The sequence below is a fragment of the Novosphingobium sp. Chol11 genome, assembly GCF_945870625.1.
GTDB lineage: Bacteria > Pseudomonadota > Alphaproteobacteria > Sphingomonadales > Sphingomonadaceae > Novosphingobium.
Window position 1 is genome coordinate 1 of sequence record NZ_CAMBTS010000080.1, and the last position, 14,811, is coordinate 14,811.

Annotated in this window: 11 protein-coding genes; 3 read left to right on the forward strand and 8 right to left on the reverse strand. The window is 65.0% G+C overall.

The window, feature by feature from the left end:
* The 5 genes from Q0O40_RS11985 to Q0O40_RS12005 all read right to left on the reverse strand — a co-directional run.
* Positions 1–341: DUF1772 domain-containing protein (locus Q0O40_RS11985; RefSeq protein ID WP_295530032.1), on the reverse strand; the 341-nt coding region annotated here is incomplete at its 3' end.
* A gap of 8 nt (positions 342–349) precedes the next feature.
* Positions 350–1,996 (reverse strand): carboxyl transferase domain-containing protein, encoded by a 1,647-nt coding sequence (locus Q0O40_RS11990; protein WP_295530034.1) that lies wholly within the window; start codon positions 1,994–1,996, stop codon positions 350–352.
* Positions 1,993–3,156: an isovaleryl-CoA dehydrogenase gene (locus tag Q0O40_RS11995; RefSeq protein ID WP_295530037.1), complete on the reverse strand. Its 1,164-nt coding sequence runs from the start codon at positions 3,154–3,156 to the stop codon at positions 1,993–1,995. Before Q0O40_RS11995 ends, Q0O40_RS11990 begins: the two co-directional genes overlap by 4 nt.
* 121 nt (positions 3,157–3,277) lie before the next feature.
* Positions 3,278–4,666, reverse strand: coding sequence for a hypothetical protein (locus Q0O40_RS12000; RefSeq protein WP_295530040.1), 1,389 nt, complete (start codon positions 4,664–4,666; stop codon positions 3,278–3,280).
* Positions 4,667–4,766: 100 nt separating this feature from the next.
* Positions 4,767–5,201 carry a hypothetical protein gene (locus Q0O40_RS12005; protein WP_295530043.1) on the reverse strand — a complete coding sequence of 145 codons (435 nt, stop codon included), beginning with the start codon at positions 5,199–5,201 and terminating at the stop codon, positions 4,767–4,769.
* A gap of 205 nt (positions 5,202–5,406) precedes the next feature.
* Between Q0O40_RS12005 and Q0O40_RS12010 the strand changes: the two genes are divergently transcribed.
* From Q0O40_RS12010 to Q0O40_RS12020, 3 genes are all read left to right on the forward strand, one after another.
* On the forward strand, positions 5,407–7,035 hold the full coding sequence (locus Q0O40_RS12010) for an AMP-binding protein (protein ID WP_295530046.1): 1,629 nt from the start codon (positions 5,407–5,409) through the stop codon (positions 7,033–7,035).
* A 182-nt stretch (positions 7,036–7,217) separates the two neighbouring features.
* The gene (locus Q0O40_RS12015) at positions 7,218–8,963 is read left to right on the forward strand and encodes a methyl-accepting chemotaxis protein (protein ID WP_295530048.1); all 1,746 of its coding nucleotides are present in this window, start codon (positions 7,218–7,220) and stop codon (positions 8,961–8,963) included.
* A complete protein-coding gene (locus Q0O40_RS12020; RefSeq protein ID WP_295530051.1) occupies positions 8,960–10,165 on the forward strand; it encodes a carbohydrate porin in 1,206 nt (401 codons plus the stop codon). Before Q0O40_RS12015 ends, Q0O40_RS12020 begins: the two co-directional genes overlap by 4 nt.
* Here Q0O40_RS12020 and Q0O40_RS12025 read toward each other — a convergent pair.
* The 3 genes from Q0O40_RS12025 to Q0O40_RS12035 all read right to left on the reverse strand — a co-directional run.
* Positions 10,143–11,822, reverse strand: coding sequence for a glycosyltransferase family 39 protein (locus Q0O40_RS12025; protein ID WP_295530053.1), 1,680 nt, complete (start codon positions 11,820–11,822; stop codon positions 10,143–10,145). The genes Q0O40_RS12020 and Q0O40_RS12025 overlap by 23 nt on opposite strands.
* Positions 11,822–13,471 (reverse strand): hypothetical protein, encoded by a 1,650-nt coding sequence (locus Q0O40_RS12030; RefSeq protein WP_295530055.1) that lies wholly within the window; start codon positions 13,469–13,471, stop codon positions 11,822–11,824. The genes Q0O40_RS12025 and Q0O40_RS12030 overlap by 1 nt, the downstream gene beginning before the upstream one ends.
* 5 nt (positions 13,472–13,476) lie before the next feature.
* Positions 13,477–14,811, reverse strand: a 1,335-nt coding sequence (locus tag Q0O40_RS12035) for a glycosyltransferase 87 family protein (RefSeq protein WP_295530057.1), incomplete at its 5' end; no start/stop codon positions are given.

The following is a 14,811-nucleotide window of genomic DNA, read 5'->3' on the forward strand; positions in this document are numbered from 1 at the left end:
CGGATGCGCGGATCGCCGGACGCGGGATCGATATCCATCAGGATATGGTTGGTGGGCATGATCACGATGAGCGTGAACGGCCAGTTCGCGATCATCAGCAGCGCGCCGCACAGGAACAACGCCTGCCCCGATTGCCACCATGCCGCGCCGCCAAACAGAAACGCGACACTGGCAAGCGCCGACTGCATCGCAAAGCCGCGCTTGTACGATGGCTTCCACTGCCGCAGCAGCGCGCTGTCTTCGAGCAGCATGCGCGCGGGCTGTTCGGCTACGTTGATGTAAAACGCCGCGCCCGCGAAAAGTGCCGCGGCGGTGAGCGCAAGATTCCCGGTCAGCATCATTCGCCCCCTTACATCCGAAACACCCCGAACCGGGGTGCCTCCGCCATCGGTGCCTCAAGGGAAACCCCCAGCGCCAGCGCCAGCACATCCCTTGTCTGCACGGGATCGATCACCCCGTCGTCCCACAGCCGCGCGGTCGCGTAGTAGGGGTTGCCTTCGTCCTCATACTTCTGGCGGATCGGGGCCTTGAAGGCTGCGGCCTCTTCCGGCGTCCATTTGTCCGCATCGCGGTGCACCGTCGCCAGCACCGACGCCGCCTGTTCGCCGCCCATCACCGAAATCCGCGCATTGGGCCAAGTGAACAGAAAGCGCGGGTCGTAGGCCCTGCCGCACATGCCATAATTGCCCGCGCCGAAGCTGCCGCCGATCACCACGGTGATCTTGGGCACTTGCGCGGTGGCCACCGCCGTGACGAGCTTCGCGCCGTGCTTGGCGATTCCCTCGGCCTCATACTTGCCGCCGACCATGAAGCCCGAAATGTTCTGCAGGAACAGCAGCGGAATGCGGCGCTGGCAGGCGAGCTCGATGAAATGCGCGCCTTTCTGCGCGCTTTCAGAGAAGAGCACGCCGTTGTTGGCGAGGATCGCCACCGGCATGCCCCAGATATGCGCGAAGCCGCAGACCAGCGTGCTGCCGTAAAGCGCCTTGAACTCGTGGAATTCGGAGGCATCGACCAGCCGCGCGATCACCTCGCGCACATCGTAGGGCGCGCGGACATCATCGGGGATGATGCTGTAGAGGTCTTCGGCGGGGTATTTGGGGTGGCGCAAGTTCCGCGCCGCAGTGAAGGCCGGGGGTTCGGCCCGGCCAAGCGCCCAAACGCCTGAGGCCCCGGCCTGCGCCGGGGCGCCGAGGTGACTGACGATATCGCGCACGATCGTCAGCGCATGCTCGTCGTTGTCCGCCAGATGATCGACCACGCCCGATTTGCGCGCGTGGAGGTCGCCGCCGCCAAGCGCTTCGGCGGTGATTTCCTCGCCCGTTGCGGCTTTGACCAGTGGCGGGCCGGCGAGGAAGATCGTGCCTTGCTCGCGCACGATCACGCTTTCGTCGCTCATCGCGGGGACATAGGCCCCGCCCGCCGTGCAGCTGCCCATCACGCAGGCGATCTGGGGGATCTGGCGCGCCGACATATTGGCCTGATTGAAGAAAATCCGCCCGAAGTGGTCGCGGTCCGGAAACACTTCGGCCTGATGCGGCAGGTTCGCGCCGCCGCTGTCGACCAGATAGATGCACGGCAAGTGATTGGCCTGCGCGATTTCCTGCGCGCGCAGGTGCTTCTTCACCGTCATCGGGTAGTAAGTGCCGCCCTTCACCGTGGCATCGTTGCACACGATCATGCACTGGCGGCCCGAGACGCGGCCAATCGCGGTGATCAGCCCTGCGCCAGGCACTTCATCGCCATAGAGGCCGTTCGCGGCAAGTTGGCCCAGTTCGAGCAAGGGCGAGCCGGGATCGAGCAGCCGCTCCACGCGGTCCCTTGGCAGCAATTTGCCGCGCGCGGTGTGGCGCTCGCGCGATTTCGCCTCGCCGCCCAGCGCGGCCTGCGCAACGTGGGCGCGCAATTCCTGCGCGAGGGCGCGGTTGTGCGCAGCGCGGGCCTGCGCCTCCGGGCTGGCGGGATCGAGCATGGTCGGGAGAATGGGCGCGCTCACGCCGCACCGATCAATTCGCGCCCGATCAGCATGCGGCGGATTTCGTTGGTCCCCGCGCCGATATCGAGCAGCTTGGCATCGCGCAAGTACCGCTCCACCGGCCAGTCCTTGGTATAGCCTGCGCCGCCCAGCGCCTGCACCGCTTCGCCCGCGACACGGAACGCGTTTTCGCTCGACATCAGGATTACGCCCGCCGCATCGAAGCGCGTGGTGTGCCCGGCGTCGGCGGCGCGCGCGACGGCATACGTATAGGCGCGCGCCGATTGCAGCGCGACATACATGTCCGCCACTTTGCCCTGCATCAGCTGAAATGCCCCGATCGGTTTGCCGAACTGCTTGCGTTCCCGAACATAGGGAATGACCGTGTCGAGGCAGGCCTGCATGATCCCGAGCGAAATCCCCGCAAGCACCACGCGCTCATAATCGAGGCCCGACATCAGCACGCCGACGCCGCCGTGCAGCGGGCCCATCACGTTTTCCTCAGGCACAAAGCAATCGTTGAACACCAATTCCGCCGTGGGCGAGCCGCGCATGCCCATCTTGTCGATCTTCTGGCCGATGCTGAAGCCCGCCATGTCCTTCTCGATCAGGAACGCGGTGATGCCCCGGCTCGCCGCCTCGGGCGCGGTCTTGGCATAGACCACCAGCGTATCGGCATAGGCCGCATTGGTGATCCAGAACTTGGTGCCGTTGAGCAGGAAGCCGCCTTGCACGCTGTCTGCCTTGAGCTTCATCGAGACGACGTCCGACCCCGCCCCCGCTTCGGACATCGCAAGGCTGCCGACATGCTCGCCCGAAATGAGCTGCGGCAGATACTTGGCCTTCTGCTCGTCATTGCCCCAGCGGCGAATCTGATTGACGCACAAGTTCGAATGCGCGCCGTAGCTGAGGCCGACCGAGGCGGAAGCGCGGCTCACTTCCTCCACCGCGATGACATGGTCGAGATAGCCGAGCCCCAGCCCGCCCCATTCTTCCTCGACCGTGATGCCATGCAATCCCAGCGCGCCCATCGCGGGCCACAGATCGCGCGGGAACCAATCCTGCGCATCGACTTCCACCGCCAGCGGGGCGATCTGCTCATCGGCAAAGCGCGCGGCCGCCTCGCGGATCATCATCGCGCTTTCGGGCAGACCGAAATCGAGCGTGGGGGTGGCTGGCATGGGTGTTCTCCTCGTCCTGGAGACAGTCCATACCAGCCGCTGTGCCAAGCGGAAGATCGAATTCGCAGGGGATGGGCCGCAAGCGCAAACCGGGATTTACCGGGGCCGGTTCAAACAACCCTTACGGATAGCTCACCCCCTCGGGCAGTTCGACGTCGACCGAATCGAGCCGCAGTTCGATGCCATGGTCGTTGACCGCCGTTGGTTCGCAAAACAGCATGCCCGCCAACGGCGCAAGCGAAGTTCGCCACGAGAAATTGTCGGCACCGCTCGGCATCTGGTAGGGATTGAGCCAGCCATTCTGCGAAATCATGAACCTGCCCGCATCGACCCGGACAATCGGCATCAGCATTTGCGACGAACGATCAAGATTGAACGATCCGAGATAAAAAATCGGCGGCACCAGATAAGCAAGGTATTCGTTGAGCAATATGCCTTCGCCGATGCGGCATTTGCTGCCATCTTTTGTGGTCGAAAACCGCGCAAACGCGGTCGCGCCGGTGGGCAGATCGGTGAGCTGCATTCTGACAAGGCAGCGCGTGCCATTGGGGCCCGAGCGGATCTTGAACACCAGATCACCATCCCGCACGCTGATCCCGACAGGATAGCTCGGGCTGCCCAGCGCCGAAGAGACGCCATTGCAGGTGGATTGCAGCGCGCCGACCATGAACGCGCCGAGCTTGTCGCGCAGCGCGCTGGTGCTGCCAAAGGTCACTGTCCGCCGGTTGCGCGGGGTATATAACAGGCCGGTGACCGCGCGCGCCGAACCATCGCTGCGGAAGGTTTCGTTGCGGGTTCCGTCTGGATTGACCGCGCGCCAGACGGAATCGGCGTCGCGCACCATCAGCATCGCGGTGGGCTGGCAGTTTGTGCCGTTGCCGATGCTGCGCTGGTAGCCGGCAAGCGCATCGCGTTCGAACAAGGCCTGCTGATCCGGCCGGGAAACTTCGTCCGACAGTTTCAAAGAGCCGCCGACGATACCGGCAACGCCCTGGATTTGGAACTCGGCGGTACCATTGGTCACAGCGATGCCATCGCCGAGCGGACCTCTGGTATCGTTCATCCGCCGCGGAATTTCTGTTGCGCGAGGATCGAACGAGGTTGTGTAGTTGCCCGTCTGGCTTGAGAACCGATTGGCCAGCTGATCAATCCGCAGCGGCAGGCCCCACACGCCGGGAGTTTGTTCCCAAGTGCAGCCTGGGCGAAAGGCAAACAGGTGGACCGCGCTTGCCGGGCCAAGATTGGAGATGCGGAACCGCATCACCCCCACTTTGCCGGTGATCGGCGGCTCGGAAATCAGCGCAATCTGCGGCCGCACTGGCATCTGGATCGGCCCTTTGGGCAGCCCGCTTCGCGGCGGCAAAGTCGGACCAGTGGGGGCGGCAGGTTGCAGGACCGAACCGGGCGGCCTGGTGATCGGCGCGTCCGGGATAGGCCGCACTTGCGCCATCGCCGGGCTGATCGCCGTTGCTGCGGCAAGGCCGAGCATGAATTTCATCGCAAACCGCATGGAAATCTCTCCTGATCAGGGCGGGAATCGGGCCACGGACGGGGGGGCACGCAGCGCATGATTGCGCAGCGCCCCCCCTGTCTGCCGCGTCCGGCTGCGTTCAAACGGCGAACTTGCGCGTGGGCTGGCGTTCTTCGGCAGGGATGGTCTTCAAGCAGCGATCCGCGCCGGCCCTGCGGTCCATCGTGTAGCCCAGCCCGCATGTCACCGAGGCCGTGATCGTGATGCCGACTTGCGTTGCGCAGACATCGGTATTGCCGTTGAAATCGACACGAAGCGCGGCACCGATCGGGCCAGCCGGTGTCGGCACCTGCACGCACGGCAGCGGCGCTGCGCTCTCGATGCGGCTGGCCTTGAAGCAGCGCGCGCCGCTGGCCACTGTCTGGAAGGCAAAGCCGCTGTCACAGCCCCAATAGGACGCCGCCTGCGCCGGAGCGGCGGCAAGGCCGATGGCGCCAATGGCCCCGAGCGAGAGCGTCTGAACCAACATCGAAAGTGCGCCCGCAGCGCCCATCATCTTCGTAAGCATCATCATTCCCCCATGCGTGTTGCAGTCCGCGCTGATGGCCATCGGATCGGCCGGGCGCTGAACAGGGGCGAAGCTACTGCGCCCGGGCCGCTGCGCGCATCGCCCAGATGGCTAGGCCGCATGGGTGAGGCCAAACGGCACTGCGCTTTGACAACCTTGCCGCTGCGCGCCAGATGATGGTGCGCAAGATTGCGAGCGGGAGGTGGATGGCATGGAGTCGATTGCGCGGGGCCCGACGGACGTCCCTCTGCTGGAAACCACGATCGGCGAGGCGCTGACTTTGGCAGCGCAGCGGTGGGGCGGCGAACTGGCGCTCGTATCGCGCCATCAGGGCGTGCGCTGGACATGGGCCGAGCTGGACGCCGAGGTCGACCGGGTGGCGACCGGGCTGCTCGATCATGGGGTGGCCAAGGGCGACCGGGTGGGCATCTGGGCGCCCAATGGCGCGGAATGGGCCGTCATCCAGTTTGCCACCGCGCGGATCGGCGCGATCCTCGTCACGATCAATCCGGCCTACCGGACATCCGAGGTCGGTTATGCACTGAACAAGGTGGGCTGCTCGGTGCTGGTCTGCGCGGCTGCGTTCAAGAGCAGCGACTACATCGCGATGCTGCGCGAACTAGGACCGGAGAACCTGCCCGATCTGCGGCTGATGGTCGCGCTGGGCGAGGCCGAACATGCGGGCTTCCTGCCATGGAGCAGCCTTCGCGCCGAGGCCGATCCCGAACGCCTGGCCAGCGCGGCGGCAATCCTCGACCGGCACGATGCGATCAACATCCAGTTTACCAGCGGCACCACCGGTTTCCCCAAGGGCGCGACGCTGACGCACCGCAATATCCTCAACAACGGCTACTTCACTGGCCAGACGATCCGCATCACCCCGGCGGACCGCATCTGCATCCCGGTGCCGCTCTATCATTGCTTCGGCATGGTCATGGGCAATCTCGCCGCGCTCACCAGCGGCGCAGCGATGGTCTATCCGGGCGAGGCGTTCGATCCGCGCCTCGTGCTGGAGGCGGTAGCGGCCGAGGGCTGCACCGCGCTCTATGGCGTGCCGACCATGTTCATCACCGTGCTGGGCCACCCCGATGCAGCGCACACCGATGTCTCGGCCCTGCGCACCGGAATCATGGCGGGCGCCCCCTGCCCGACATCGACCATGCTGCAAGTCATGGACAGGCTGAACATGCGCGAAGTGACCATCGCTTACGGGATGACCGAAACCAGCCCGATCACCGCGCAGACCGCGACCGATGATCCGCTGGCCGAGCGGGTCGAGACCGTGGGCCGGCTGCACTCGCATGCCGAGGCGAAGATCATCGGCCCCGATGGCCAGACGCTGCCGATTGGCGAGCAGGGCGAATATTGCGCGCGCGGATATTGCGTGATGCAGGGCTACTGGGCCGACCCTGCGCGCACCGCCGAGGCGATCGACGCCGAGGGCTGGATGCATTCGGGCGATCTCGCGACCATCGACGCCGCAGGCTACGTGCGCATCACCGGGCGGATCAAGGACATGATCATCCGCGGCGGCGAGAACATCTATCCGCGCGAAATCGAGGAATACCTGCTTCGCCACGATGCCATCGCCGATGCGCAAGTGTTTGGCGTGGCCGACGAGAAGTTTGGCGAGGAAGTGTGCGCCTGGGTGATTGCCAAGGCGGGATCAGCGATCACACCGGAAGATGTCGTCGGGCACTGCAAGGGCAACATCGCGCACTACAAAGTGCCGCGCCATGTGCGCATCGTGGAATCGTTTGTCATGACGGTGACTGGCAAGGCCCAGAAATTCGAGATGCGGCGGATGATGGAAGCGGAGCTTGGGATTTCGCAAAAGTAAGGCAGACCGCCGCCGATCCACCGCCCCGTTCGAACCCGTTCCCGCATTCTCGCATTCTCGCATTCCCGCATTACTACTTAACCCCGAAAAAAGCGAAATTCACCCAACTGGATTAATCCAGAACGGCAAACTTGGGTGGCCGACATCTGTCCTCTGCTCACGCCAGGTCGGAGCCAAGGCCGATGAAATCATTCACGATAATCCAGAAGGTCTATCTTTGCTGCGCCTTGCTTGCGGCGACGATCGTGCTTTCGACCATGCTCATCCTGTTCGGCGCGCGACAACAGGCCGCCGCGCTGGAACAGATGGTCGAGGTCAACAGCTTGCTGCGCAATCACATGGAGGCCGACATGGGCCACGATGCGATCCGCGCCGAAGTCGTCAGCATCATCGCCGCATCGCGCACCAGCGAGATCGACGGCCCAGCCGCCGGGCGCGAACTGGTTGACCGGTTGAACGAATTTGAAGGCCATATGCTGGAGACGGAACGTTTCAAGCAGTCCCCTGCGATCACCACAGCGCGCGCGGCGGCCGACAGCGATTTCCGCCTCTATGTCGCCACCGGCCGAAAGATCGCCGCCGCCGCGCAGATCGGGATGATCCCGGATGGGCCGCAATTGCGCCAGTTCCTGATCATCTTCACCAAGCTTGAAGGCTCGATGGCGAAGATATCCGATACGGTTCAGGAATTCGCCGCGCAGAGCGAGGCGCATGCTGAAGCCTCCGCCCGCCTGACATGGTGGATCGGCATCGTCGGCCTGGTGCTGGGGCTAAGCGTTCTTGGCATGATCGCCTTTGCCGCGCGCCGCTACCTGATCGAGGCGCTCCTCAAGCTTAACGGGAACGTCAAACTCCTTGCCGATGGCAAGCTTGATATTGCCATCGCCGCCACCGATCGCCCGGACGAAATCGGCAGCCTCGCCCGCTCGGTCGACACGCTGCGCGATGGCCTGATCCAGTCGCGCGCCGACACCGCCAAGCAGGCAGACATGATCGTTGCCTCCATCGGCGAGGGGCTTGATCAGCTTGCAGGGGGCAATCTGGCCTATCGGATTGATCAGCCGCTGGCCGGCATATTCGAAAGATTGCGCGTGGATTTCAACGATGCGCTGCAATCGCTGGGCCAAACCATGCAAAGCGTGCGCGGATCGACCACGGAATTGCAGGGCGTCGCGCGCGATATTGGCCGCGCGGCCAAAGACCTTGCCGATCGCAATGCCAATCAGGCTGGCAACCTCGAAGAAACCGCAGCGGCGCTTACCAGCTTGTCGGATCGGGTGGCGGGCTCGTCCGAGGCGGTTCGCGCGGCCAAGCAAGCGGTTGACGGCGTTGGCGACGAGGTGACGCGCGGCGGCAAAGTGGTGCAGGAAGCAGAAGCCGCGATGGACCGGATCGAGCAGGCCTCGCAAGAGATCAGCAAGATCATCAGCGTGATCGACGCCATCTCGTTTCAGACCAACCTGCTGGCGCTCAACGCCGGGGTCGAGGCTGCGCGCGCGGGCGATCATGGCAAGGGCTTTGCGGTCGTCGCCACCGAAGTGCGCGCCTTGGCGCAGCGCAGCTCCGACGCGGCGAGCGAGATCCGCAACCTGATCGCCAATTCATCGGGCGAAGTGGGGCAAGGGGTGAAGCTGGTGCGCGAAGCGGGCGGCGCCTTGCGCATGATCACTGGCCGGATGGACGAAATCAACCGGATGATGGAACTGGTCAGCACCAGCACCGCCCAGCAGTCGGTTGAACTGATTGCGGTCAAATCCAGCTCGGTCCACTTGGAGCAGATCACCCAGAGCAACGCGGTCGTGGCCGAGCAAGTTCGCGAGGCGAGCACGGCTGTGGTGCAATCGGTGAGCACCGTGGCGGGCGAGCTCGATCATTTCGACCTTGGCCATCAAACCAGCCGCGCGCCGGAGCGCGCGTTAGCCGCATGATCGTGCGGCGCTTGATCGGCCTGATCGCGCTGCTCGGCATGAGCACGGCGCAAGTCAGCGCGCAGGCCCAGGATCCTGCGCAGGAAACCGCTCAGGAATCTGCTGAAGAATCCACTGAAGGATCTGGCCCAATCGAACTCGGCGGCAAGATCATCCTCGATCTTTCCAGCATGGCCAGCGGCGGGAGCGATCAAAGGCTGCGCGCGCTGACCAACATCGATCTGACCGCCGAGGCCGATCTGGCGGCGCTGATCGGTTGGCATGGCGCAAAGGCGCATGTCCACATCCTCGACAATCGCGGCGCAAGGCCCAACGATGCGATCGGCACCTTGCAGGGCATCAACAATATCGAAGTCACCAAGGCGGGCCTGCGCCTGTTCAAGGCGTTCGTTGAACAGGAACTGGGCGGCGGGAGCACGCTGCTGGTCGGGCTCTACGACCTCAACAGCGAGTTTTACACGAACGCGGCGGCCAGTCTGCTGATCGCCCCGGCCTTTGGCATCGGCTCCGAGCTGGCATCCACCGGGCCGAACGGTCCCTCGATTTTCCCATCAAGCGCGCTCGCCGCGCGGCTGCGGGTGCCGGTTCTGGACGGCAAGAGCTATGTCCAGTTTGCGGTGATCAATGCGCGGGCGAGCACCATGGGCGATGATGGCGGGGTCGATTTCAGCTTCCGCGATGGTGTCTTGCTGATCGGCGAAGCTGGCCTTGTCAGCGGCCCGGTGCGGGGATCGCTGGGCAGTTGGCTCTATGCGCGCAAGCGCGAGGCGCTGAATGAATTCGATGCACAAGGCTTGCCGCTGCGCAATACTGCGGCGGGCGCTTATGTCGTCGTCGAGGCGGATATCCTGCCCACGCTGACCGGATTTCTGCGCGCCGGGATTTCGGACGACCACTCCAGCCCTTTCCGGGGCGGTCTTCAGACCGGGGTGATGCTCACCCCGGTGATCGGTGGGCGCGACAAGAGCGCGCTATCGCTAGGGCTGAACCACGCCTGGCTGACCGGGCCCGCGCGCGGCGCGCTGCTCGCCTCAGGCACCGATCCGGCCCGCGGCGAGACCGCGCTCGAACTCACCTTCGCCGACGAGGTGATCGAAGGGGTCACGCTGCAACCCGACGTGCAGTGGATCTGGCATGCGGGCGGCATCCGCACGGCGCGCGATGCCATCGCGACAACGCTCAGAATGAGCTTCGAATTCTGACCGGCGCAGGGGCTTTTCGAAGATCGACCAAGGTCATCACCGGCCCGCCGATCTGCCCGGCCACCGGGCGCAGGATCGCCTTGACCTTGCCGGTGGCATAAAGCGCCTGATACGCTGTGTATTCCGCGCGGTAGAGCGCGATCTCATTGCGGTAATCCTCCTCGTGCGAGATAAGCGCGAAATCGGCGTTGCAATCGGCGCGGCGGGCGGGCGGCAGCGTGCCATAGTCGAGGATCGATTTGCCCCCGCGCGCCAGTTCGATCGTAGCGTAGCCCGCGCGGCCATGGATCAGCGCGACGACATCGACGCACCCGGCATTGCCCATCGGAAACAGCAAGGTCCACGGCTGCTCGATCAGATCGAAGGCATTGTGTTCGATCAATACGCGGCTGCCCGGCGGAATATGCCCTAGCGCCCAGTGCGCGGCTATTTGCCGCGTATCGTTCATGCGGGCGCGGGCATCCGAAAAATCGCGCAACGCGAGCAAGGCCGCCGCCGCGATCAGCACCGCGACCGGCACGCCGGTTGCCACAGGGGCGATCCAGCCGGGCCCGCCGACCCGCGCTTTCAGCAAGTCGATCAGGCACACAAAGCCATACCCCGCCAGGATCGCGCCCAGCGGCATGAGCGGCAGCGACCACCGCTCCCAGATCAGATGCTGCGCACAAATCACGATCAGGAACGCCGCGCTCACCGGGGTGAGGATGGCCAGCGCCAGCCGATGCCGGTGCAATTGCAGCGCGCCCAGCGCGGCGAGCCCCAGCCCGAGCCAGCCAAACCCCCACAGCATGGCCCCGCGAAAATACCATTGCAGATTGAACCACAAGCTGCCGCCATTCGCGCCGACATGGTGCGCGCGGCTCTCCCCGCGCAAATTGCCAAGGGCGGTCGGATAATCGAGCAGCAGATAGGGCGAGACGATGAACAGGATCGCGGCCGCCGCCAACCCCGCCGCGACCATCCGCAAGGCCGCCGTGCGCACCGGGAGCACGCCCGAGCGCGCCGCAAATACGCTGGCCGTGAGCATGGCCACCCCGGTCAGCGCGAAGGGCCATTTGGTGGCGACCGCCACCCCCAGCCACAGCGCGGCCAAAAGGTAATCGCGCCATTTGCCCGAAACGGCGAGCGCGGCGCAGGCCCGCATGCACAGCAGCATGAACACGCAGCCCATCACATCCGAGCGGATAATCTGCGACCAATTGAGAAAGACCGGGTTCAGCGCCAGCAGCAGCGCCGCCGCCAGCCCCGCCCGCTCTCCGAAAAAGCGCCGCGCCAGCGACCATGTCAGCCAGATCGCGGCAAGCGCGAACAAGGCCATCGCGATCCGCCCCGGCACAACGATCCACGAAGGATCGGCATAGACCATATCGCCGAACTGCGCGGCAGAAGTTGCCCGCCCAGTGAGCAGGGCAAAGACGAACACCCCCGCGTTGATCACCGCCAACACATACATCGTGGTGGTCGCCGGATGCCCGAACCAGCCGGGATTGAGCGTGACCTCGCGCAGCATCTTGAGCGCGCCAAGCTCGAACATCAACTCATCCTGATCGTTCATCGCGGGCAGGCCGAAGCGGATGCTCGCCAGCCGCAGATAGAGCGCGGCCAGCAGGATCAGGACCAGCGCCCAATTCCACCGCCGCTGCGCTGCATCCCCCATCAAACGCCCACCACCGCAAGATCGCCGATGCGCGAGGGCACAGCCAGCGGCCGATCCCCCAGCGTCACGCGCTTACCCGCATCGCCCACCGCGCCGGGCGAGATCGTGGTCGCATCGATGCGCAACCGCTTGGCGCTGCCTTCGACCCGGACCCCGCTGGCAAAGGCGGAATTCTGCCCCGAGATCAACACATCGGCGGTGCCGCCCTCGCAATCGCGCAACACAATGGCGCTGGCCCCGGGCCTCGAGGAGGGGTTGGCGATGGCCAGCCGCAGCGCAAAACCGCTGCAGCCGGTGAGCGCGGCCGGCCGCGCGTGTTCGAGAATCTTGAGGCCGCCTACCTGCAGGCCGCTGCTGGCGCTGGCCAGAAGGCCGACCGCGCGCCCGCCCGCCGCGAGATTAACCGCGCCCGCCAGTTGCCCGCCGGTGATCGTCGCCAGACCGCGCATGTTTTCGAGGCGCAGCGCGGCCTTTGCGCCGGGGGCCACCGCAACATAAGGATCGATCACGTCGATCAGCGCGTCGGGCGAGGTATCGAGGATGTCGATCCCGACGCTCGCGCATTGATCGATGATCGGCAGCACCAGATGCAGATCGATATGGCCGTGGCGGGCGCGCGCGCCGATCAAGGCGGTCTTGCCATCAATGCGGATGCCGGTGGGGACGCCCGAGGTTTCAAACTCGGTGATGAAGGTATCGGCAAAGGCACCTTCGATCTGCAGGCCGACCGGATCGGCCAGCGCCGGCGCGCCGCCGATGGTGGCGTTGCAGCCGCGCAGGAAGATCGAGGCGTTGCCGCCGGCCAGGCCGATATCGCGCGCGCCATCGAGCAGGAAGCCGCGCCACAGCTGCCCGCTCTGCGCGCCGGTCATCGAGCGAAAGGCCACGCAATCGGTGAGCGTGCTGCGCACCAGCCCGCGCGCAACGAAGCCGGCGCCATGCTCGAACGCGCTGATCTCGCGGAAATCGGCGAACAGCAGGAATTGCGCGCGCAAGCCCGCTGGCATGCGCCCGCCCGCCGTATCGGGCACCACCGAGCGCGACAGCGCGAGCGAACGGACGGCGATATTCTGCGGGAAGGCATTGACCCCGCCGGGCGAAGTTTCCGGCCCCACGCGCATGACATCCGCCGTGCCATTGGTGACGATCAGCCGCGTGCCATCGCCCGGCTGCGTGCCGCGAAAGCCCGCGCCGGTGATCGAGCAGAAGCCCCGCTCGACGACGAAGGTGTTCGAGATATAGTAATCGGCAGCGAGCAGGCGCATCGCCGGGTGCGAGCGCAGGCAGGCCTGCAGCGCGGGCAGGCTGTCGCGGCCGCCATCGCCGGGGGCCGCGCCCCACCATTCGGGATGCGCGCTGGCAATGCGGCTGCGGCCCAGATCGACCCGCCCCGGCCCTGTAAAAATGTGCCCGAGCGGCGCGATCAGCCCGCCGAGCAGCGTGAGGGTGCGCCCGGCAGCCACCTCGATCACCGCGCCGGGCTGGAGCATCAGATCGACCTTGACCACCATGTTGGCGGTCACGCGCGTCACGCCGGGGCCGAGCACCAGCGGCGGCGATTGTTCGCCCAGCATTTGCGGCGCAGCCAGCGCGGGCGCGGCAAGCATCGACGCGGTGGCGGGCAGGAAGGCGCGGCGGGTGATCGGCATGGCGCTTACTCCGCTTCCGGCGCGGCGCGCGCGGCAATCGGCGCAGGGCGAAGCACGCCGGGCAGCAGCGGCAAATCGCGGCGATAGCGCCAGCGCCCGCGCCACCCCTGCTGGCGGATATCGGCCCATACCGCCGCAATGGTAACGCCCGAGAGCAGCGCCGCCATTGTCAACATCATGCCCGGCCGGAGCAACGACATCAGCCCAAAACCATATTCGGCGATGACATAAGTATTGCCAAGAAAGCTATCGCGCACCAGCGGCGGCGCGGCGCTGAAGGTAATGTCGAACGAGATGCAGAGCACATAGGCGATGACGATGGCGATCGGGCGCGCAATGCCGCGCCATGTCTCCATGAACACGAACAGGATCAGCAAGACCTGCGTATATCCCCCCGCTTCCGATGCGCTGAGCGCGAGCGAAATCGCCAGATAGACGAGCCGGTGCGGCGGGACCACTTCGGGCCGGAACCACGCTGCCACCGCCGCCAAGACGATCAGCGCCTGCACGAAGCGCATGAACACCGTTATCCCGATGTAGATCATGGCGGCTTCCTGCGAGCCCATAATGACATAGACAGGAAACGAACCATCGAGCAGCAGCCGCACCGGAATATAGCTCGACGGAAACCACAGATCGAGCAGCGCCGCCGCCCCGAACCCGCCCGAATAATTGCCGAGATTGCGGATCAATTGTGCCGGGCTGCCCTCGCCCAGAATGTACCAGGTCACCAGATAGACCAGCACCGTGCAGATGACCGCCCCTTCGACCGCCAGCCAGCGCCGCCGCAGCAGAGGGGCCAACAGTGCTGCCACCAGATAGACTTTGAAATTGACAGCAATCCCGGCAAACAGCCAGCGCAGCCGCGCCGATTTCAGCAACGGGCCATAGGCCAGCACCACGCAGGCATAGCAAAACAGCAGGAGATTGCCGCGCTCAAACGCGAACAGCATGGGAAAACCGAACGCCAGCGCAAACGCGCGGGGCAACGCGGTCGCGCGGTCGATCTTGCGGAAACTGAAATACGTCAGCGGAAAATTGACCAGCCACATCAGCGTCAGCACTAATCCGCCGACCCAGTCACACGGGCGAACTTCCTCAGAATAGGTCAAATCATAGCAATGCGGGATCGCAAACAGTTTCAGCAAAACAAACGACAAAGGCGGATAGATCGATTGCGCCGTATCGTAGGCGCCTTTGTGCTGGCCCCATTGCGTAAGCGAATACCAGTCCATCCACGTGCCGCTCGGCTCATAGAAGAACGGCTGCGGCAGGTAATGATACTTCAGCAGGAACCAGATCGTATAGCCGATGCTGGCGATGATCGGCACGCACATGAA

Coding starts and splice junctions, on each gene's coding strand:
- Q0O40_RS11995 (WP_295530037.1), bottom strand. CDS start 3,156: ATGCCAGCCACCCCCACGCTCGATTTCGGTCTGCCCGAAAGCGCGATG.
- Q0O40_RS12000 (WP_295530040.1), bottom strand. CDS start 4,666: ATGCGGTTTGCGATGAAATTCATGCTCGGCCTTGCCGCAGCAACGGCG.
- Q0O40_RS12005 (WP_295530043.1), bottom strand. CDS start 5,201: ATGATGATGCTTACGAAGATGATGGGCGCTGCGGGCGCACTTTCGATG.
- Q0O40_RS12010 (WP_295530046.1), top strand. CDS start 5,407: ATGGAGTCGATTGCGCGGGGCCCGACGGACGTCCCTCTGCTGGAAACC.
- Q0O40_RS12015 (WP_295530048.1), top strand. CDS start 7,218: ATGAAATCATTCACGATAATCCAGAAGGTCTATCTTTGCTGCGCCTTG.
- Q0O40_RS12020 (WP_295530051.1), top strand. CDS start 8,960: ATGATCGTGCGGCGCTTGATCGGCCTGATCGCGCTGCTCGGCATGAGC.
- Q0O40_RS12025 (WP_295530053.1), bottom strand. CDS start 11,822: ATGGGGGATGCAGCGCAGCGGCGGTGGAATTGGGCGCTGGTCCTGATC.
- Q0O40_RS12030 (WP_295530055.1), bottom strand. CDS start 13,471: ATGCCGATCACCCGCCGCGCCTTCCTGCCCGCCACCGCGTCGATGCTT.